This is a genomic window from Stieleria mannarensis, from assembly GCF_014154935.1.
Taxonomy (GTDB): Bacteria; Planctomycetota; Planctomycetia; order Pirellulales; family Pirellulaceae; genus Stieleria; species Stieleria mannarensis.
Genome location: NZ_JACEHH010000007.1, coordinates 61845 through 81669 on the forward strand (window position 1 = coordinate 61845; position 19825 = coordinate 81669).

The 19825-nt window shown below is 60.7% G+C and carries 16 protein-coding genes; 5 read left to right on the forward strand and 11 right to left on the reverse strand.

Translation table 11 applies throughout. The features are described from left to right. The first annotated feature begins 353 nt into the window (after nucleotides 1-353). Nucleotides 354-1079, forward strand: a complete 726-nt coding sequence (gene bamJ, locus H1B37_RS06850; RefSeq protein ID WP_286177493.1) for a BamJ family beta-barrel-assembly machinery protein — start codon at nucleotides 354-356, stop codon at nucleotides 1077-1079. A 468-nt stretch (nucleotides 1080-1547) separates the two neighbouring features. Here bamJ and H1B37_RS06855 read toward each other — a convergent pair whose 3' ends face one another. After that, nucleotides 1548-2087, reverse strand: coding sequence for a hypothetical protein (locus tag H1B37_RS06855; protein WP_182865894.1), 540 nt, complete (start codon nucleotides 2085-2087; stop codon nucleotides 1548-1550). Nucleotides 2088-2209: 122 nt separating this feature from the next. Here H1B37_RS06855 and bioB point away from each other — a divergent pair, with 122 nt between their 5' ends. Next, on the forward strand, nucleotides 2210-3244 hold the full coding sequence (gene bioB / locus H1B37_RS06860; protein WP_182865895.1) for a biotin synthase BioB: 1035 nt from the start codon (nucleotides 2210-2212) through the stop codon (nucleotides 3242-3244). Nucleotides 3245-3539: 295 nt separating this feature from the next. Here the strand turns inward: bioB and H1B37_RS06865 are convergent, their stop codons facing one another. From H1B37_RS06865 to H1B37_RS06910, 10 genes are all read right to left on the reverse strand, one after another. Then, nucleotides 3540-5066, reverse strand: a complete 1527-nt coding sequence (locus H1B37_RS06865; RefSeq protein WP_182865896.1) for a sialate O-acetylesterase — start codon at nucleotides 5064-5066, stop codon at nucleotides 3540-3542. A 363-nt stretch (nucleotides 5067-5429) separates the two neighbouring features. Further along, nucleotides 5430-7604 carry a multiheme c-type cytochrome gene (locus H1B37_RS06870; RefSeq protein ID WP_353620794.1) on the reverse strand — a complete coding sequence of 725 codons (2175 nt, stop codon included), beginning with the start codon at nucleotides 7602-7604 and terminating at the stop codon, nucleotides 5430-5432. A 42-nt stretch (nucleotides 7605-7646) separates the two neighbouring features. Next, nucleotides 7647-8912 (reverse strand): DUF1573 domain-containing protein, encoded by a 1266-nt coding sequence (locus tag H1B37_RS06875; protein ID WP_182865897.1) that lies wholly within the window; start codon nucleotides 8910-8912, stop codon nucleotides 7647-7649. Between the two features lie 25 nt (nucleotides 8913-8937). Beyond that, a complete protein-coding gene (locus H1B37_RS06880) occupies nucleotides 8938-11418 on the reverse strand; it encodes an O-antigen ligase family protein (protein WP_182865898.1) in 2481 nt (826 codons plus the stop codon). Next, a complete protein-coding gene (locus tag H1B37_RS06885) occupies nucleotides 11394-12473 on the reverse strand; it encodes an MraY family glycosyltransferase (RefSeq protein ID WP_182865974.1) in 1080 nt (359 codons plus the stop codon). Before H1B37_RS06885 ends, H1B37_RS06880 begins: the two co-directional genes overlap by 25 nt. 55 nt (nucleotides 12474-12528) lie before the next feature. After that, nucleotides 12529-13875: an acetyl-CoA carboxylase biotin carboxylase subunit gene (gene accC, locus H1B37_RS06890; protein WP_182865899.1), complete on the reverse strand. Its 1347-nt coding sequence runs from the start codon at nucleotides 13873-13875 to the stop codon at nucleotides 12529-12531. 126 nt (nucleotides 13876-14001) lie between these two features. Then, complete coding sequence (accB, locus tag H1B37_RS06895; protein ID WP_182865900.1) at nucleotides 14002-14478, reverse strand: acetyl-CoA carboxylase biotin carboxyl carrier protein; 477 nt, start codon at nucleotides 14476-14478, stop codon at nucleotides 14002-14004. A 39-nt stretch (nucleotides 14479-14517) separates the two neighbouring features. Continuing rightward, on the reverse strand, nucleotides 14518-15603 hold the full coding sequence (locus H1B37_RS06900) for a M24 family metallopeptidase (protein ID WP_182865901.1): 1086 nt from the start codon (nucleotides 15601-15603) through the stop codon (nucleotides 14518-14520). Next, entirely contained in the window at nucleotides 15600-16364 is a 765-nt protein-coding gene (locus H1B37_RS06905) for a leucine-rich repeat domain-containing protein (RefSeq protein WP_182865902.1), read from the reverse strand. The genes H1B37_RS06900 and H1B37_RS06905 overlap by 4 nt, the downstream gene beginning before the upstream one ends. Next, nucleotides 16364-16744, reverse strand: coding sequence for a Uma2 family endonuclease (locus tag H1B37_RS06910; protein WP_182865903.1), 381 nt, complete (start codon nucleotides 16742-16744; stop codon nucleotides 16364-16366). Before H1B37_RS06910 ends, H1B37_RS06905 begins: the two co-directional genes overlap by 1 nt. Nucleotides 16745-16940: 196 nt before the next feature. Here H1B37_RS06910 and H1B37_RS06915 point away from each other — a divergent pair, with 196 nt between their 5' ends. The 3 genes from H1B37_RS06915 to cmoB are packed head-to-tail and all read left to right on the forward strand — an operon-like array spanning nucleotide 16941 to nucleotide 19669. After that, nucleotides 16941-17891, forward strand: coding sequence for a DNA integrity scanning protein DisA nucleotide-binding domain protein (locus H1B37_RS06915; protein WP_182865904.1), 951 nt, complete (start codon nucleotides 16941-16943; stop codon nucleotides 17889-17891). An 18-nt stretch (nucleotides 17892-17909) separates the two neighbouring features. Beyond that, the gene (gene cmoA / locus H1B37_RS06920) at nucleotides 17910-18641 is read left to right on the forward strand and encodes a carboxy-S-adenosyl-L-methionine synthase CmoA (protein ID WP_220498077.1); all 732 of its coding nucleotides are present in this window, start codon (nucleotides 17910-17912) and stop codon (nucleotides 18639-18641) included. 14 nt (nucleotides 18642-18655) lie between these two features. After that, nucleotides 18656-19669: a tRNA 5-methoxyuridine(34)/uridine 5-oxyacetic acid(34) synthase CmoB gene (gene cmoB / locus H1B37_RS06925; protein ID WP_182865905.1), complete on the forward strand. Its 1014-nt coding sequence runs from the start codon at nucleotides 18656-18658 to the stop codon at nucleotides 19667-19669. Nucleotides 19670-19825 lie beyond the last annotated feature (156 nt).

Consider the following 19825-nt stretch of genomic DNA (forward strand, 5'->3'; position numbering starts at 1 on the left):
TCACCCGCCTCCCAGGCAGAGGTCGTGCGGTTTTTGGAAATCACCCTCCTGGCAGGAGGGTCGAGCGTAGCGAGGGGAGGTCGAACGGTGAATTGCCGAACAAGATTTTGTCCTTTGGTAACATCGAATCGCGGATCAACCCTCCCCGCTCCGAGCGCTCACTCCTCCGCGACCCTCCCTGCCAGGGAGGGTGAAGTCGGATGGTCCGAGGAACGGGAAATCCCCACCCCGGTCCGTTACGTCTGCGACGGATCTTGTTATCATTTCCCCCTCAAAGGGCTTCACCTTGGAGCCCGCTTCCGTTTCTTCCCTCGTGATGAACGGCGATTGCTTCCACTTATAGGACACTCCCAATGTATCGTTGCCTGCTGGTGATCACCGCCGTCTCAATGATGACGCTGATGACCGACGCACAAGACCAAACCGCCGCCGATGCCTCCGGTGGCAACCTCGCCAAGGAAAACCCGATCGGCTACTTCCTGGGCATCTCCATGGGCCAGCAAATGCGGCAACAAGGCCTGAAGGCCGACGACTTTGACCCGCAGGCGTTTGCCGCCGGCGTGACCGATGCCCTGGCCCAAAACGAACTGCAACTTTCCAACGAGGAATTGCTGGGCGTCCAACAGCAACTGCAAGCCTTGCTGAACCAACGTCATCAAGAAATGGCAGCCGCGATCCAGGAGAAAGCCAAAGCGAATAAAGCGAAGGGCCAACAATGGCTGGAAGCCAACTTGAAAAAAGAAGGCGTCAAAGAACTCGCCGGGGGCCTGCAGTACAAAGTCATCGAGTCGGGTGACGGAGGATCCCCCAGTCAAAGCGACACGGTCCGCGTGCACTACACCGGAACCCTGATCAACGGTGACGTTTTCGACAGCAGCGTCAAACGCGGTGAACCGGCCGAATTCGTCGTCGGCGGCGTGATCAAGGGCTGGCAGATGGCACTGCAAAAGATGAAGGTCGGCGACAAGTGGATGCTGTACATCCCGCCGGAATTGGCCTACGGCGATCGTGGCAGCCCGGGTGCGATCGGCCCCAACGAAGTGCTGGTGTTCGAAGTCGAACTGCTGGAAATCCTGTAGCGGAACGCTCGCTTGCTTTGCGCAAGGACCGGAAAGCCCGCCCTAGATCTCTGGTAAAGAACTCACCCTCCCTGGAAGAGGCCGTGCGGTTTTTGGAAGAAACCCTCCTGGCAGGAGGGTCGAGCGCAGCGAGGGGAGGTCGAACGGTGAATTGCCGAACAAGCTTTTGTCCTTTGGTCACATCGAATCGTGGATCAACCCTCCCCGCGTCGTCGCTCACTCCTCCGCGACCCTCCCTGCCAGGGAGGGTGAAGTCGTAATCGCCCGGTATTTCAGAGTTTAAAAACCGCACGACCTCTGGATAGGAGGGTCGAGCGCAGCGAGGGGCATAGGCATCAAGTGAAGACGCCCCCTCCTACTGAAAAACAGGCCTCATCACTCAGCCCCATATCATTCTGCCCCGGATCATTCTGCCCCGGATCATTCTGCCATCACTGTCCCGATTCCCACCGACGTGACGGGGCGCGTTCACACCCCACACCCGCTGCAACCGGCACATGCGCCGCCGCCGCTGCTTCCACAACCGCCCGTGGTGCCACACTCCGGGCCACAGCCCTCGGTCAGCAACTCTGCCAGGTGATTGGTGCGGACGATCGACTCGTATTCTCCCGCGATCTCATCGGCGATCCGCTGGGCGTCGGCGGTCACTTCGCCCAGAAAATGCATCCTTAGCGTGCCGCCGTCGAGCAGCTGATCGACATCCAACAGCAGCGCGTCACACCCCGACCGGCTCAAACGCTCCCGACACGTCTCCATCGCCTCGCCCTTGTACCGCTCCAACCGGGCCACCAGCAGTTCGTCTGAATCCGTCGTCGGCCGCACGATCCGGTAACCTGGGCGGTCTACGGCGTCTGCCCCGTCAGCCATTCGCCGCTGAGAAATCACCTCGGCGACCTCGATTCCCCGCGGCGATCGCACCACCACGCGGCGTCCACGCGGGACCGGTGCGAGTGCCGAAGCGAGCCGAATTTCCCCTAAAACGCCGATTCGAACAAAATAATGGATCAAAGCGATCCCAAACCAATGAGCGTGATTGTGTCGTCCCGGCTTGCCGACAAGCCGATTCCATAAGAACATAGTGACCGATTGCACGTTTCGAAGCAAACCGATTCCGACCGAATAGAACCGATATGGCGACCGACCTGACCACCCCCGACACAAGTGCCGCTCTGAACGCATCACCCATCCCGTTCGATGCCTGGGCCGATCGGATCCTGGACGGCGGAGAATTGACGCGGGAGGAAGCCAGACAGATCCTGGAATCGTCCGACGACGATCTGCTCCGCTTGCTCTCGGCCGGGTTCCGGTTGCGACAGCAGCATTTCGGCAAAACCGTTCAGCTGTATTTCCTGATGAACGCCAAGAGCGGTTTGTGCCCCGAGGATTGTCACTATTGCAGCCAGTCGAAGATCTCCGAGGCGCCGGTCCCCAAATACAACATCCTGAAGCGCGACGCGCTGATGGACGCCGCCAAGTTGGCGGCCGAGCGGGGCGCAAAAACCTATTGCCTGGTGATTTCCGCGCGGGGGCCGAACGAGCGCGAGATGAAGGCGGTCGAAGAGATCGTGCCGGAAATCAAGAAGCAATACGGTTTGGACATCTGTGCCTGCCTGGGATTGCTGTCCAAGGAGCAAGCCGATCGCTTGAAAGCGTGTGGCGTCGACCGCGTGAACCACAACCTGAACACCGGCGAAGAGTACTACGCAGAAATCTGCACGACGCACACCTATGCTGACCGCGTCCAAACCCTTCGTCACGTCCGCGACGCCGGCATGGAGATGTGCAGCGGCGGGATCATCGGGATGGGTGAAACCTATGACGACATCATCTCGATGGCGTTCGACTTGAAGGAATTGGGGGTCCAGTCAATACCGCTGAACTTCTTGAACTCGATCGACGGCACGCCACTGGAGGGCAAGAAAGACCTCAGCCCGCAAGACTGCTTGCGGGCGTTGGCCATGTTCCGTTTCGTCAATCCGAGCCGCGAGCTACGGATTTCCGGCGGACGAGAAATCCACCTGCGGACGCTGCAACCGCTGGGGTTGTACGTCGCCAACAGCGTCTTCGTCGGCGACTACTTGACCACCCAAGGCCAAGCCCCCGATGAAGACTATCAAATGATCAAAGACCTCGGATTCGAAGTCACCACCTCAGTGGGTGAGTAGCGCACGTTGGTGTCTAGCCTTTAGGCGACGCGTCCGGTGAAAGACGCTCGCTTCCCCGGCTGCACGATGGCCCTTCCGGGCCGTCGCTCCGGTCGACTTTGAACGTGAATTCGATTACTGCAGCGTCACGCAACCAATCAAGATTCTCTCCCTGTGGGAGAGACGGCGTTTGCGCAGCAAGCAAACGCCAGAGAGGGCCGGCGGTTCGCGAAAGTCTTGGCGACTTCCGCTACGACCAAATCCGTCATAAAGACCATCGACGGCCCGGCAGGGCCGTCGTACATTTGCAACACCGTCACTTCGCGTCCGCGGTGACCCCTTTCCAATCGTCGGTACGGAACGGCGTCATCGGCAGTCCTTCCTTACTCTGGACGTTGCACACCGGGTTATCCGCCCAGGCATAGCGCACCGCGACGGGATCGCTGACGGCATCGCTGCTGACTTCGATCGTCGTCTTGCCGGTGATCTTGGCGTTCGCGGCGACAAATTTCTTGTCGGCCCCGGCGATTGTGAACCCGAGCGGCGTGGGGACGTCGAACGTGTCCAAGCCCCCCCCGACGTGATCAAACTCCAGCACGATCTTTCCATCCTTTGCACTCATCGACTTGTACGTCGGGCTGCGGTAGGGGATGTCATAGCCGTAATCTTTCGCCAGCGCCCAACGAGCCAATCGTTTGCCGACGTCCTGTTTGTTCTTGGGGTGGATGTCCGACGCCTCGCCCAAGTTCAAGATCACCGCTTCGCCGGTGTTGGGCAACTTGTCCATCGTCATCGTTTGAGCTTCACGTAGTTCGGCCCAATCGCTGTCGCTCGGCTGTGACGCCTCTGACCTATAATCGGCCAACTGAACCCAGTAGAACGGGAACTCATCCTGTCCCCACTCATCTCGCCAGTTTTGAATCATGGTCGGGAACAAGTCTCGATACTGATACGCCCGGCCGGCGTTGCTTTCGCCTTGGTACCAGACGACACCGCGGATCGTGTATCCGATGATCGGGTAGAGCACGCCGTTGTAAAGGTTGGCCGGTCGATGTTGTCCGACCAGCGGGTTTCGCGGCGCCGCCGGGCGCCGGCCCTTGCCCGATTCTTTCCACGCGGCCAAACGATCATTGTACTTGGCGATCTCTTTTTCGTGGTCGTAGGTCGACTCGGTCTTGCGCCAGCGTTCCAACAACTCGTCAAACTCTCCCGATTCCTTCAGCACGTCGCGGTTGACCCACGCTTCGGCCGCCGAACCGCCCCAGGCGTTGTCGATCAGACCGACGGGGATGTCCAGGGTTTGATGAAGTTGGCGGCCGAAGAAGTAGCCGACCGCGGAAAACTGCTTGACCGTTTCCGGGGTACAGCTTTGCCATTGGCCGTCAAAGCTGTTTTGCGGTTCCTGCGTCCCGACGCGAGGCACGGTGATCAACCGCAAGTTGGGGAATTTGGCAGCCAACGCTTCCAAGTCGGCGTCGTTGGATTGCTCGACGGCCCACTGCATGTTGGATTGCCCACTGCACACCCAGACTTCGCCGATCAACACGTCGCCGAACGACAGCGTCTCGCCGTCGCTTTCAATCTTCATCGTGTGCGGTCCGCCGGCTTCCAGGGCCGGCAGCTGGGCATCAAAGCGACCGTCCGAACCACTTTTGACCGTCACGGCATGACCGGCCAGCGAAACCTGGACGCTGCGGTCCGGAGCGGACCAGCCCCAAACATGAATCGGTTTCTCACGCTGCAAAACCATCGAGTCGCCGAACACGGCACTGGTGCGAATCTCCGCCAGACAGACAGGCGCTGCGGCAAGCAGCATCAAACAGGCGAACAACAACTTTCTCATCTAGAAACTCCGGGGGGCAATCGGTGGGAAGCAGAGGGGAAGGCGTTTCGGCATCCTTCAAATCTTGCCCGGCATGATAATCGAAGTCGGCATGCCGCGGGATGAGAGCGGAAAGCGTCACCGCCTGTTGAATAGAGCAGCCGAACGGCGCTAGCCGCGGTTCTTGCCGCCACGCAACCAGGGCTAGCCCGGATAGTTCATTAGCCGATGAGCGCTAGCTCACGGTTCAGGTGCTTCCACGGCGATTGGCGACGGAACCGCACGCTAGCGCGTGGCGGCTGAATCAACAGGCCGGTCAGCGAGCTGCCGCGCGCTACTCGTCGCTCCCGCATCGGGCTAGCATTGGCCCCCAGCGACACGTGCCTAATCCAACCCGTAGTGCTCGACTTCGGGCCAGTAGATGTCTTCGAAGGCATCTTCGTCGTGAAAATCGGGGCTGTTGTCCAGGTCATGGCATTCCATGCAATGCTCCTTTGCCTTTTCAAGCGGCAACTGCATCGCCAATCGAAGACTGTTCTTGCGTTCTTCGCTGACCCCTGAATTTTCGGCTTCGGCCGCTGCATGACTGGCGCCCGGACCGTGACAGTTCTCGCATCCGTTGCCGGTCAAATGAGCCGACTGCTCCAGCGACAAGTAGCCCGATTCGTAGGGATAGTAGTTTTGTGGGTTCCATCCGGTGACGTGGCAACTGAGACATTCGGGATCAAAATGCCGCGGAACGTCGCCGCGACCCTCGGTCGGTTCGACGATATGGGCGGTCGCTTCGGCGTGTCCCGAACCTTCCCAAATGTCAAACGCCGTGGTGTGGCACTTTCCACACGCTTCGCTGCCGATGAACTTCTCACCCGACGGATGCGGGATCGGAGACAGCCCCAACCCGGACAGCCCCAGTTGTTCGAGTTGCTGTTGGTAGTCCGCCATCAACTTTCTCATTTCCGGCGCGTCTTTGAATTCATCGGTCAAGGGAACGCGGACGTACTTCATCGGCTGGTTTTGATACAACCCGACCAGGCCGACGAACATGCCCTTGTTGCCCGTCACGATCAGCTTGGTCTTGCTGTCTTCGATCGACTGCGGCTGATACGTCGGTTCGCCATAGCCGCCCGAAACGACGATCAGATCGAACCCGGGAACGTCGGCCATCAGCTTCTTGGCAACGTCTTCATCGCCGAAGAAGGTCACCACTCGAAAGTTCGCGCCGGCAGAATCCATTTCTTTCAACACCGCTTCGGCCGACGCCTTGATCGGTTTCAACGTCACATCCGACCCCAGTGGTGCTTCCAGTGCATCGGGATCCAGGATCGACGTCAAACCGATGTTCCACTCACCACTTCGAACGATTTTATGACTCGGCAACAGCGAAGGATCCAGCAAGATCAGGTTGGCCGAAACGTACATCGCATTCTCTGGCGAATCGGCATAGGTGTGCGCGATCAAATCGGTCGGGCTCAGACGCAGGTCATCGGGACCGAATCCGACGGCCTGGTATTTCATTTCGGTCAGTGCGCTGGACGACTTTTCAAACTTGATCGCCGCTTGCTGTCCGATCCGGCGGATCTGGTTGCCGGCATCGACCGGTACCAGCGACCAGCCCATGTCGCGCAACTGATTCATGAACGTGAACCGCCGCGCGACACCACCTTTTTGCTTGTCCAGCCCCGTGCAACCACAGGGTTCGATGTAGCCGTGTTGGTCACCGGTGACGAACAACACCGCGTCGGGTGCCGGCCAGTTGCGGTAATCTTCCGGTCCCTCTTGGGTCGCGACCAATCCGATCTCGGACGCCGGGTCGATCAACGCGGGTTTTCCAGGCACTTGTTCCTTTGCTGCGACGGCTTCCATCTCCGCCGCCTCCGCACCCGCTTTTGCGGAGTTGGCGTTTTCGATTTCGGCTGCAATTCGGGCCACCGGTGCGGACTTGGAATCAGCAGTCCGCTGCATCTCTTCGCGGATTCCTGGTGGTGTGGGAACCAGTTCCGCCTTGACCTCCGGACGCGGCGGCGGCGTCGGAATGACCTCCACCGGACCAAGATCCGACGCACTCGATCCCGCTTGGTTTTCATCGACCGCTTCGTCGTCGTAGCCCGCCGGGACGGCGGGCAACGCGGGAGCCTGGACCAGCAAGATCCCGCTGTCGGCTTGCCCGGATGCAGCTGCAGGCTGCCGCCGGGGATTGAATCCGCCAAACGTCCATTCGATCGGTTTTCGAGATCTGTTGGCAAAGCTCGCCAGACGCGACTGGCCCCTGGAGCGACCGGGCGCCCCGCGCCACTGGATGGGGGCGTCGATCGGCGTATCCGTTCGAATCTCTGGCCGCAGGTCGCCTTGCGTACGGGCGGCCATCGCGGCGTCGACCTCCGCTTGGATCGGGTAATCGATCGCCGTCAGGTCGTCGCGGTCAGCACAACCGCTGATGGCGAGCAAACCGGCCGACAGGGCCAACGCCTGGCCCAATCCAACTCGTTTCAATGCAGTGGCGCCGCGGCGAAGGTTGGGGAGCGACAAGGGGGTCGGCAGGAAGTGGACTGTCTGTTTCACAACACCATCCGATGAAATGTCGCAGCCGGGCTGCGACGAAGGCTAGGGTCTCGGTTCGATCAAAACTTTTATCGCCACTTTCATGCGGCTTACCTTCGGATTATCGGACTCAATCCACAGCCAACCGAAGTCGTCTTTGTTCTTACCCAGCAAGTCGATCAACTCCTCGCCCGCCTTGAGCTTCAAAACGAGAGGGAAAAGCCTCGTTTGGCCGCGGCCGATCGGCTTGCCAAACTCTGCCTCAACTACGTCACTTGGGTAAGTTTCCCCAATCGTAAGGTTTGTTGAGTCTTTCTCGCTACCCTTAAGTGCCACGAGACATTTTTTCTCAAGATCGTCGTCGGCGTCCAACCGCCCCAACGTCCAGATGTATCCCCCGTTGTCGGTGCTCTTCATCGCCGAAGACTCAAGGATGGTTAGCGGCCCCATCACTCGGCCGGCACATTCGGCCAACGCGACAAAGGTGTCTTCGCTCAATTCATCGGTCGCAGCGTCCGTCGTGGCATCTTCCGAGGATTCAACCTTTTTGAAACTGACCTGCAAATTCGTCACCAGCGGGCCCTGGCGCAGTCCCGGCTTGACGTTGACTTTGACCAAGAACCCCTGCCTGGCGTTTTGGTGCGAACCGTCGGCTTCGCTGACTTCGAAGGGTTCAAACTCCACTTCAGACAGCTCCGTCAATTCCTCACTGCCGAATTTCGCGGATTGGGGAACGATGTCCGTGTCGTAGTAGTTGTACAACTTGGTCGAAAACTCGAACGGTTCGGCGGCAAGCACTTCGCCGAACGTGATTTGTTTGGGATCGAATTCGATATCGCTGATCACCAACCCTTGAACGACCAAGCGGATCGCCGGCCGCAGCGGATCGTTGGTCCGCAGCTCGGCGGACTGTTCGAACGTGGTCTTGTCGCTCGAAATCGTCCATTCAAGCTCGACCGAAGTCGATTCGCCGGGGGCGAGTTGATTGTTGACCAGTGAGCCGAGTGTACATTTGCACGTCGACGCACCGAGCTCCAGCCGCAGTACGCCGTTGCCGACGTTCTTGACGACAAATTTGTGCGAACCCTTGCTGCCCGGTGACATCGCCCCGAAGTTATAAATCGGCTTGCCCTCTAACTCCGCTCGGGCCGCCGAATCGCTGTGGTACTCCTTCAGCTTGGCCATCACGTTGTCGGCCGTCACGCTGCCGTCCATCGTGATCTCACCGAAATAAGCTTCCCGGTGTCCGTATTCCATGTAGTTCATCGTCCAGGCACAGGTGGTTCCGATGACAAACGACAGACCGAGCAGGAGCCAAAATTTATTCACGATCAAACCTATTCGACGAGATTCTCTATTCGGAGGTGTCGTTGCTACGCCCCGGATGCGGCTCTGGTTCGCCCGCCAACCCCGGTCGCTGACGAAATCGATCCTTGATCGACCGGGAGACCGGTTGCCGCCGCGCGGGAGTCCCGATTTTCGCGGCGACCAGGATTTGCTGCAGCCCCAAATCGCGGACGATGTTGCCGCCCAAACCAGACAATTGCCGCGCCCGGTCGGCCAAAACCCCCGCTTTAGCCGTCTCGGACCGCTCGTCGGCGATCACGGCCGCTTGTGCGACCAGCGACAAATCCGTCGGATTGATCGCCAAGGCCTGTGAAACCAGGCGGTCGGCCGCTTCTAAATCCGCTGTTTGCCCGAAACATTGATACAGGTGCAGGTGCTGTTCCCCCGCCGCCCGCAGCAGCGTCGGATTCGCCCCCGCCCGGTCCAACGCAATCTGCAACGCCGATTGCCACTGTTTTCGGGCGTTGGGATCATTCCCCCGGTCGATCAATCGCCCTTTCAGAAACTCTGAACGCCAACGCGGGGCTTCGAATCCCCAGTCATCGGCCTGGACCGCACGCCGACTTTCCGACTCCACACGCGATAGCATTCCCCGCCGCGCGGCATCTTCGCCGCGCCGCAACGCGAGCTGCGATTGCTGAACAGGCATGATCGCTTCGTATCGCAAACACGCCAGCAAGACCAAGCCCACCCCCAACGCCACCAGCGACGACTTCGCCCGCCGACTCCGATCGACTTCGCCGGCAATTTCATCGGCGTCCGTCGCCGCGTTCGCTTCGACCTGGCCACCCCCGACGCTGCCCAGCGAGGCGACCGCCAACCAGATCACGATGGCGCCCCCCGGAACCGTCCAGCCCCCCGAAACGAGCAAGTGGGTCATCACCGCCAACAAAATCGCGCCGGCGACCAACCGAACCTGAAACGCCGCGGCAGCCCGCAAGCCGCGCGACGTCACCCACCCCGTCGCGATGCCCGATGGCACCGCGATCACGCTGGCCTGGAAATCCGGCAACTGGCCCGACAACAACGCAAATCCCCAAACCAATCCCAGCGAGACCAGTGCCCCGTAGACCATCCACTGCGAACCGCCGACGGCCGAAGCGGTGGATTCGAAAGCCGCTCCTTCGGATTCTTCACGCATCCCGGCGCGTCGACATGTCAACACGCCGGCGATCGATGCCAGCACAAACAACCAACCGCCGACCAGCCCGCCGGCCGCAAGCGTCTCAAACAAAAAGTTGTGTGGATCGGCGATCGACTCGTTGGCCACCGGCAATCGGTACTGCAAGTACATCGCCTGAAAACCGCCCGGCCCGGCCCCCAACACGGGATGATCCAACAACAACAGCGCCGTTGATTTCCAATACTGCAACCGAAACTCCAGCGACGCCGGCGCCGCGGCCATCCACTCCTCGTCGCCCCACAACAGCAATCCGACCAACAGCACGCCACCGATGAACCCTGCGATCGAAACCGCGGTGGCCAGCGTCTTGAAACGCCTTGCATCGGCCGATCGATTGCCACGGATCCAGATCCATAGCCCCGCCATCAAACACGCGATCAACGCGCTGCGGCTGCGGGTGGACAGCAGTGCCGCGGCGCCGACCAACGCGATCAACACCAACGCCACGCGAATCCAGCCCTCCGGGACGCAGGAAATCGAGACTCGGCCACCGGCCCGCGGCGAAGCCAGGCCGCCACGTAGCAACGCCAGCGGTATCGTCACCGCGACCAACATCATCGCGGCCAACGAATTGGCCAACGCAAACGTCGCCGTCGGCCCTCCATCCAACAACCGGTTGGCGAACACCATCCGCGCGGCCGACCCCGGCGGCGCGACCACCCCGGCGGCGCGCAGCACCGCATCCGGGTCGGCCAAGTACTCAGCCCTGGTCTGGGGCAAACTGATCCATTCTTGATGCAACGCGTGAGCGGCCATCGCCGTGGCAACCGCCGCCAACAGCGAAAACAGCACCGCGCGCATCGAAACGTCTGCCAACAGCCGTCGCGCCGCGGTCAACACGGCCGCCGCGGCGATCCACACCCAAGCTTCGTTGGTCGCTTGACGCAGGTTTCCCGGTGGGCACGACGCCAACGCGGCCGCCATCATCCACAACGCCAGCGCCCACACCGACAGGTCCAGAATCAATCCGTTGCCGATCAACGTCGAAATCGTACGGGAGACTTTGCCCGGCGTGGCGGGCGGCAAGCGCCGAACCATCGGCTCGCTTGCCATCGTCAACGTCCACACGATCAACGACAACGCGCAGAACCACAACGCGTCGCCGGATTCGACCAAGACACTGTCGCTGGGATAATACGCGACAAACACCACCAGCCCACCCAGCGTGGCTGCGGCAAGTCGACGACACCAGGCGGCCCAAGCCGGGGCATCGTCGGCGGCAACATCCCGCCGCGAGGGCACAGATGCGTCTGCAGCGTCGACGGCCGGCTTTCGCGACTTCACTCGTTGCTTTGTTTTTGCCATCCGGTCGATTCCAGAATCACGACCAACAACAACATACAGGCCACGATCCCCAGCACCGCGACCGCTTGCAAAACCGTGACGTGAACCAACAGCAGCGCCGCCAATCCACACGTCGCCGTGACCAGATGAATCGTCATCACGGCCTGTGTCCGTGACAGCCCCAAATCGACCAACCGGTGCGAAAAATGGCTGCGATCGCCCACAAACACGCTGCGTCCTTCGCGAATCCGAATCCACAACACCGTCGCCATGTCGTACATCGGGATCGCCATCACGCACAGCGGCGCCAGCACCGCGTGCGGTCGCGGCGGGCTGGCGAACGTCGCCATCAACATCGAAACGGCGATCAGAAACCCGACCAGGTAACTGCCCCCGTCACCCATGAAAATTTTTGCCGGCGGCCGGTTGTGCCACAAAAATCCCAGCAACGATCCGGCGACCGACAACAGCAATCCGGCGACGAACAACTGAGGCTCGGTCGTTCCCGGGCTAGGCGTGGTCAACATCACCGCCGCCATCGCCCCGGCGATGATCGCCGCCACACCACCGCTGAGCGCATCCATGTTGTCCAACATGTTGAACGAATTGATCACCGCCACGATCCAGACGACCGACAAGATCTTGGTCAACCAAGCCGCACCGATGAACGCCGTGAACCCGAACCCCAAGTAATAAACCACAAACGCCGCGACGGCGAATTCCACGCCCAGCCGCAACAGCACCGGGGCGCCGCGGCGATCGTCCCAAATCCCCAACGCAAACAAAACCGTCGCCGAGCCGAGCAACCACCACAGCTGAGCCAAACGCGACTGAATGCCTTCAAAATAACCCAGCACCGATTCGGGCACCACGCCCGCGACCATCGGCACACGATCGGCGATCAAGACCAGGATGGTGCCCAGGGTCATCGGAACGATGATCCCCAACCAGATCCCGATGCCGCCACCCAGCGGTGTTGCGTGGGTGTGCGTGCTGTGACCGACCGGTTGGGCGACCAATCCCAGTCGCACGGCGTTGCGACGCACCGGGTACAGACTGACCAGACTGATCAACATCGGTGGAATCACCGCCAATGCGATCAGCCATCCGATCAGTGCATTTTCCAAGAGATTATTTGCCCGTGAATTCGCGTTCGACGAAGTGGGTGTCGTGCTTGCCCGAAACGAATTCGGGGTGTTGCAGCACCTGCTCGTGAAAACTGGCGGTCGTGGAGATCCCGTCGGTCTGGATCTCCGCCAACGCGCGGCGCATCGTCGCGATCGCGTCTTCCCGCGTGGGCCGGTGAACGATCAATTTGCCGATCATGGAATCGTAGTGCGGCGGGACGGTGTAGCCGCCGTAGACGTGCGAATCGAAGCGCACGCCCAACCCGCCCGGTGCATAGAACTTCGTGATCTTTCCCGGGTTGGGCATGAAGTTCTTGTCGGGGTTCTCGGCGTTGATCCGGCACTCCAACGCATGCCCGATCACCTTCAGTTGATCTTGGGAGAAGGAAAGTTTCTCGCCGGCGGCGACACGAATCTGTTCTTTGATCAAATCCACGCCGGTGATCATTTCGGTCACCGGGTGCTCGACCTGAATCCGCGCGTTGACTTCGATGAAGAAAAAATCGTCGTTTTGGTCGACGATGAACTCAACCGTCCCCGCGTTGCTGTATTCGGCGCCACGGATCATGCGAACGGCCGCCTCGCAGATCGCCCTGCGTTTCTCCTTGGGCAGATTCGGGCTGGGCGCCTCTTCGATCAGCTTTTGGTGTCGACGCTGGACGCTGCAATCGCGTTCGAACAGGTGACAGACATTGCCGTGGGTGTCGGCGATGACTTGCACTTCGACGTGCCGCGGGGAGCCGATGTAGCGTTCCAAGTAGACGCCGCCGTTGCCGAACGCGGCTTGCGCTTCGGTGCGGGCTTGGTTGAGCGCTTTTTCCAGCTCTTCGGCGGTCTGGGCGACCCGCATGCCCTTGCCGCCACCACCGGCGGTGGCCTTGATCAGCACCGGGAATCCGATTTTCTCTGCCGTCGCGATCGCCGCCTTGTCGTCTTCGATCAATCCGTCGCTGCCGGGCACCACGGGGACGTCGCTGGCGATCGCCATTGATCGGGCCGTGTTCTTGTCGCCCAGTTTTTCCATCGCCGCCGGACTGGGGCCGATGAATTCAAACCCGCTCTCGCGACAGACTTCGTTGAAGTGGGCGTTTTCGGCCAGGAACCCGTAACCGGGGTGAATCGCATCGACGCCCGCGACTTCGGCGGCCGCAATGATCTGGTCGATCTTCAGGTAGCTTTCGGCGCTCTTGGGACCGCCGACGCAATACGCCTCGTCGGCCAATTGGACGTGCATCGAATCGGCATCGGCGGTGCTGTAGACCGCGACGCTTTGGATACCCATCTCGCGACAGGCGCGGATGATTCGGACCGCAATTTCGCCGCGGTTGGCGATCAGTACTTTTTGAAACACAGCTCTCTCTGACGTACCCGGTAATGATGCGGCGCGGCCGCGCCCGGCATGGCGGCCGCAGGGGATCTGGCGATCGGCCGCTCGCCGACGTGGTCGCGACGTGGTGGATCGGGGCCGGATGGGTGATTAGGGGTTGGGTTGAATTCGGAACATCGGCTTTCCGAAATCGACCGCCTGCTGATCGGCCACCAAGACCTCCACGACCTTGCCGCTACATTCGGCGGGGATCTCGTTGAACACCTTCATCGCCTCGACGATGCAGACGATCGTGTCGGGGCTGACCATCTGTCCGACTTGGACGAACGGTTCCGATTCAGGGTTCGCTTTGGAATAAAACGTTCCGACCATCGGGGCATTGATCGTGATCGTTCCGTCATCGACCGCCGATGAGGCGGTCGCTGCCGGAGGCGCCGCCGCAGGGGCCGGCTGCGGGGCGGCTGCCGCGGGGGCAACCAACGCCGTACCACCGCGACCGAGCTTGATTCGGTCGTCGCCCTGCTGCAAATCCACCTCCGTCAACTCGTGCTCTTCCATCAGCTTCACGATGTCACGGATGCGTTCTAAATCGAAGACGTTGTCGCCCGCTTGTTTGCCTTTGCTCATGCCTATCTCGATCGCGAAAAAAAAAGATTGGGCGAGGTTTTACAGGATCAACCCACAATCATCGAGGCCCTTTGGCATTTGACTGAGAACCTCGTGCCCAGTCTCCGTCACCAAAACGTCATCCTCGATGCGGATTCCGAATTCGCCACCAAAATACACCCCCGGCTCGACCGTGATCACCATGCCGGGAGCCAGAACATCCTCACTGACCGCCGAAAGCCGCGGCATCTCATGAATTTCCAGTCCCACGCCGTGGCCCAGTCCGTGCACAAAGTATTCCCCCAAGCCAGCGTTTTTCAGCACATTTCGAGCCGCTGCGTCCACTTTTGACGCATCCACGCCAGGACGAATCGCATCAATCGCTGCGAGCTGAGATTCTAAAACGGCTTCATAGGCCGACAGGAAGCGCGCCGGCGGATTGCCGAAATGAAAACTGCGGGTCATGTCACTCGCATAGCCCCCCAATTTGGTGCCCCAGTCGACCAACAGCGTCGGATAATCGCCGACCACCGCCAGACTGCTGCGATAATGTGGCTTCGCCCCTCCGGGCCCCGCACCGATGATCGGCTCGAAACTGAACCCGGTCGCCCCCATCCGCCGGATCGTCGCCTCCAATTCATAGGCGATCTCCTGCTCCGTCCAGTCCGGCCCCAATTTCGCCAGGATCGACTGCAGCGCCCGCTCGTTGATCCGCACCGCGCTCCGCAAGATATCGATCTCTTCGGCGTCCTTGATCATCCGCTGCCCGCTGACAACGCCCGTCGTCTCGACCCACTGGACCTCGGGCAGCCGCTCTTTGAATTGGCGGACCTGCGATACCGTCACCTGATCGGCTTCGATCGCGATCCGGTTCGCGCCGACCCCGCCGACCACCTCGGCGAAAAAATCGATCGGCTTTTCCGACGGCGATTTGATCGCTACGGCCAACCCCGGACACTCTTCTTCCAGCTGTTCGGTGTAACGCCCATCGCTGAGCATCGTTTGACCGGTCGAATGCACCAACAGGGACGAACTGTCGCCGGTAAACCCGGTCAAGTAAGTCACGTTGATTTCATTGGTCACCAAAAACGCGTCCGCCTCGATCGTCGCAAGCTGGCTACTCAGTTTTCGGATTCTGTCGTTCATGGGTGATGTGGTTTCACACGATCGGGGTGTTTCTGGTTGACGTGAACGTGCAGATCCGGGTGAGTGTCAAACAACCAATCCCACCCCGATTGCGTCACCGCGCTATCGTCCAAATAGAGCGACTGGAGTTTGGGCAGCGAAGCGATCTGCCGCAATCCCAGGTCATCGATCGGGACACCGATCAGGTGAACATTTCTCAGGCTGTCGATCCCCGCCACCGCCGCGGCCGTCTCCGCCCCCAGTCGCGGCCCGCCCAGACGCAAGTTCCGCAGCTGGGGCAATGCCGCCAGCTCGGTGACACCCGCCGCGGTGGCATCGCAGTGCGGCAGGTTCAGAATCTGAATCGACCGGCAACCGGCGATCGCCTTCAGCCCCCGATCGGTCAGCGGCGAGAGCCGCAGCCGCAGATGCACCAGACTTGGCAGCGCGGCAATCGCCTCCGCCCCCGCGTCGGTGACCGCCCCCGCATCCAACTGAATCACTTCCAGCCACTCGTCACTGGGTTCCACGGCACTCAAGTCCGCGTCATCGACCGACGTTTGCGATAGTTTGATTCGATCTGCTTGCCCCGACCGTCCGCCGGAAAGTTGCTCAGCAAAGCCGATTTCCGACGTCGCCGATTCGTCCACCGATGCCGTCGACGTTTGCTCCGGCGACGGACGACGACACGCGCCCGCTGACAAGAGCAGCAACAGGGGAAAGCACGCTGACAGGGTCACGATGGTGCGGCGCCATCTGCGGTTGCGAAGGTGCTCAGTCATCACTGGTCCGAGGCGTCCGATTCGTCCAGTTGCACATCGTCATAAAACTCCCGCAGCGGCAAACGCCGCGAAAGCTGCTGCAGCTCGATCGTCTGATCCATCCCACGCACAATCGACCGCTGGAACCCCTTGAACCGAGTTTCGCGGGCGTTGCGGATCCTCACCTTTGTATCCGAGTTGAATGCCCGACACGGTCGCCCGCGAAGCTGATTCGCCAGCGCAACGATCACGTTGGTCGCGACCGCATTGTGGCGGTTCGAACCGCCGCCCTGTGCGTAAACGATCCCGGCGACGTACTCGTGACGCTGATCCGAAAGCGTCTCTCCGGCCAAGTCGTCTTGGATGGAAATGCGGTCGTGTTTTGGGGCGGTGCTCATCATCGCGAGTCTACGCTTTGGGGAGTCCGACTGCAAACATCATCGCCACTGCGAACCGGCGTCCCCAACAGAGGCTCCGATCGGCCGTTGGATCACAAAAAAACAGGCTCGAACAGGCCCGCATCACTGGGCGGGATTTTAACGGTGAGCTACAGTTTAGGGACAACGTTTCTCGCTCATTGATCAACCCACCGGCGCTATGGCAACTCTCCGCTTGACCAAACACAACACGGCGATGCTGGCATCGGCGATGACGTTGGTCGACGCGATTTCCGCCGATGCGATCGTGCTGCTGCTGGAAGGGGCGACCGATTGGCAGCGGTTGGCCGAGCTGGCCAACAAGCACAAGTTCGAAAAACCGTTGATCGTCGCGGTCGACTCGATCGAAGAATTGGACGGGGCGGCCGAGGCCGGACTGAAACCGGTCGCGCTCAACAAAGAAAAGGCCCCGCTGCTCGAGCGGTTGCAGCACGCCTTGCTGGAAGCCGCGGCCGACGAATTCATCAAGCCCAATGACGAAGTCGTCGCGATCTATGGCGGTTTCACCTCCGGACGGCTCGATTCGATCAGCCACCTGAAACTGGACGAACGCATGCGTCGATTGACGACGCGCGATCTGCAATCCCTGGAAAGCAGCGTTCCGCTGAAGACGATGAAGGTGGTCGTTGACCTGGCCGTCCAGATCGGTGTCGAAGGCCGCGAAGGCAAACCGGTCGGGGCGCTGTTCGTCGTCGGCGATACCCGCAACGTCCTCCGGCACGCCAGCGACAGTGGCGTCGACCCGTTCCGCGGATACAACAAGAAAGCCCGCAACCTGTTCGACGCCAAGGTCCAGGAAGACGCCAAAGAACTTTCCCAGCTGGACGGCGCCTTCTTGATCACCGCCGACGGGACGATCGAACGCAGTCGGCAAATGCTGGAAGTCCTGCACGAAGACCTGAACATGTCCAAGGGCCTGGGGTCACGCCACTGGGCCGCCGCCGCGATCACTCGCCGCACCAAGGCCGTCGCCATCGTCGTCAGCCAATCCACCGGGACCGTGCGACTGTACCAAAACGGATTCCTGAAGATGCAGATCGAACCGATGGACAAGGGCATCAAATGGCAGGAAATTTCCTTCAAGCCCCCGAGCGCCAGTGGCGATGACTAGCGCCACTGGCGATAACTGATGTCTCGCGACAACCTCTACTCTCTGCCGCGTGAGCGTGTCGGCCAATTCCAATTTGACGCCGATGTCGCCAACGTCTTCCCCGACATGATCTCGCGCTCCGTCCCCGGTTACGCCTCGATCCTTGCGGTGATCGAGCAATTGGCCGGACGCTTCGTCCGCCCCGGCACCCACGTCTACGACCTCGGCTGCTCACTCGGTGCCGCCACGCTGCTGATCCGCAACCAGGCACCAGCGGACGTCACCATTCACGCGATCGACAACTCCGCCGCGATGATCGACCGGCTGCGTGACAGATTGGACACCGAACCCGATGCCCCGGACACCTGCGACATCCGACTGCACTTGGCCGACATCTGCGACGTCGCGATGCACGACGCATCGATGATCGTGCTGAATTTCACCCTGCAATTCGTGCCCGCGGAAAAGCGACGCCGGTTGTTGCAGACCTGCTTCGACGCGCTGCTGCCCGGCGGCGGTTTGTTGATCAGCGAAAAAGTCTGCTTCGACGATCCCGGACAACAGGAACTGCTGACCGAACTGCACCTGGATTTCAAACGCGCCTGCGGTTACAGCGAGCTGGAGATCGCCCAGAAACGAACCTCGCTGGAAAACACCTTGGTCCCGGAATCGATCGCCGCGCACTCAAGTCGGCTGACCGAGATCGGCTTCCGCGTCGTCGCGCCCTGGTTCCAGTGCTTCAATTTTGCGTCCATCCTGGCCGTGAAGTAAACGCTCGCAATCCCATGCCCCACACCACTCCTGCGATCCCGAATTGGTTCGACCGCCGGCCCCTGGACCAGTGGCTTCGTCAGCGCGGACATGACGCCTTCGCCGACTCGGTCACCGAGATCTGCGCGCGGCGACTGCACCAACCGACCAACGGCGATCTGAAACGCTGGGTCAGTGCGTTGGAGGCATTGCCGTCGGCAGAGGGGCGCCAACTGGTGTGCCGAGACGGCCGTGTCGCTGTGGTCGGACCGGCCGCCGAAACGACAGCGCTGCGCGAGACCCTGATGGCGTTTCACCCCTGGCGCAAAGGCCCGTTTGACTTCCTGGACCTGACGATCGACACCGAATGGCGTTCGGATTGGAAATGGGACCGCATCGCCCACGCCATCGATCTGAGCGACAAATCCGTGCTGGATGTCGGCTGCGGAAATGGCTACTACGGCTGGCGGATGCTGGAGGCGGGGGCGTCGATCGTGATGGGCATCGACCCGATCTTGCGGTTCCTGATGCAGTTTGAAGTCTTCAATCGCTACCAGCCCACGCCGCGCCACAATTTTGTCGTGCCGATGGTCGACACCGATTTGCCGGAGAAACTGGGAGCGTTCGACGTCGTGTTCTCGGCCGGCGTATTGTATCACCGGACCAGCCCGATCGATCACCTCCGCAGCCTGAACGGAGCCCTGGCCCCCGGGGGTGAACTGGTCCTAGAAACGTTGATCATCGACGACGACCACCCCGACAATGCCCCACCCGGAGTCCTGGTCCCCGAAGACCGCTACGCGCAAATGCGGAACGTGTGGTTCATCCCTTCGCTGGCGATGCTGCGTCGGTGGATCCGCCGGACCGGATTCGAAGACATCCAGACGGTCGATATCACCGCGACCGACACCAGTGAACAACGCTCAACGGACTGGATGACGTTCCAGTCGCTGGCGGATTTTCTGGACGCGGACGACCCGAGTAAGACGGTCGAAGGCTACCCGGGACCGGTTCGGGCGACCGTGGTCGCGAAGAAGAAGGCAGAATGATACGGGGCAGAATGATACGCAGGGGAAGGCGAGTGCGGCAGCGAAAGGGGTGACGGAAAACAGGTTGGATGATCTGCGACTCGCGGAAACGCCCGTTGATGGTCGATCCGCCCCATCACTCAGCCCCCATCACTCAGCCCCCATCACTCAGCCCCC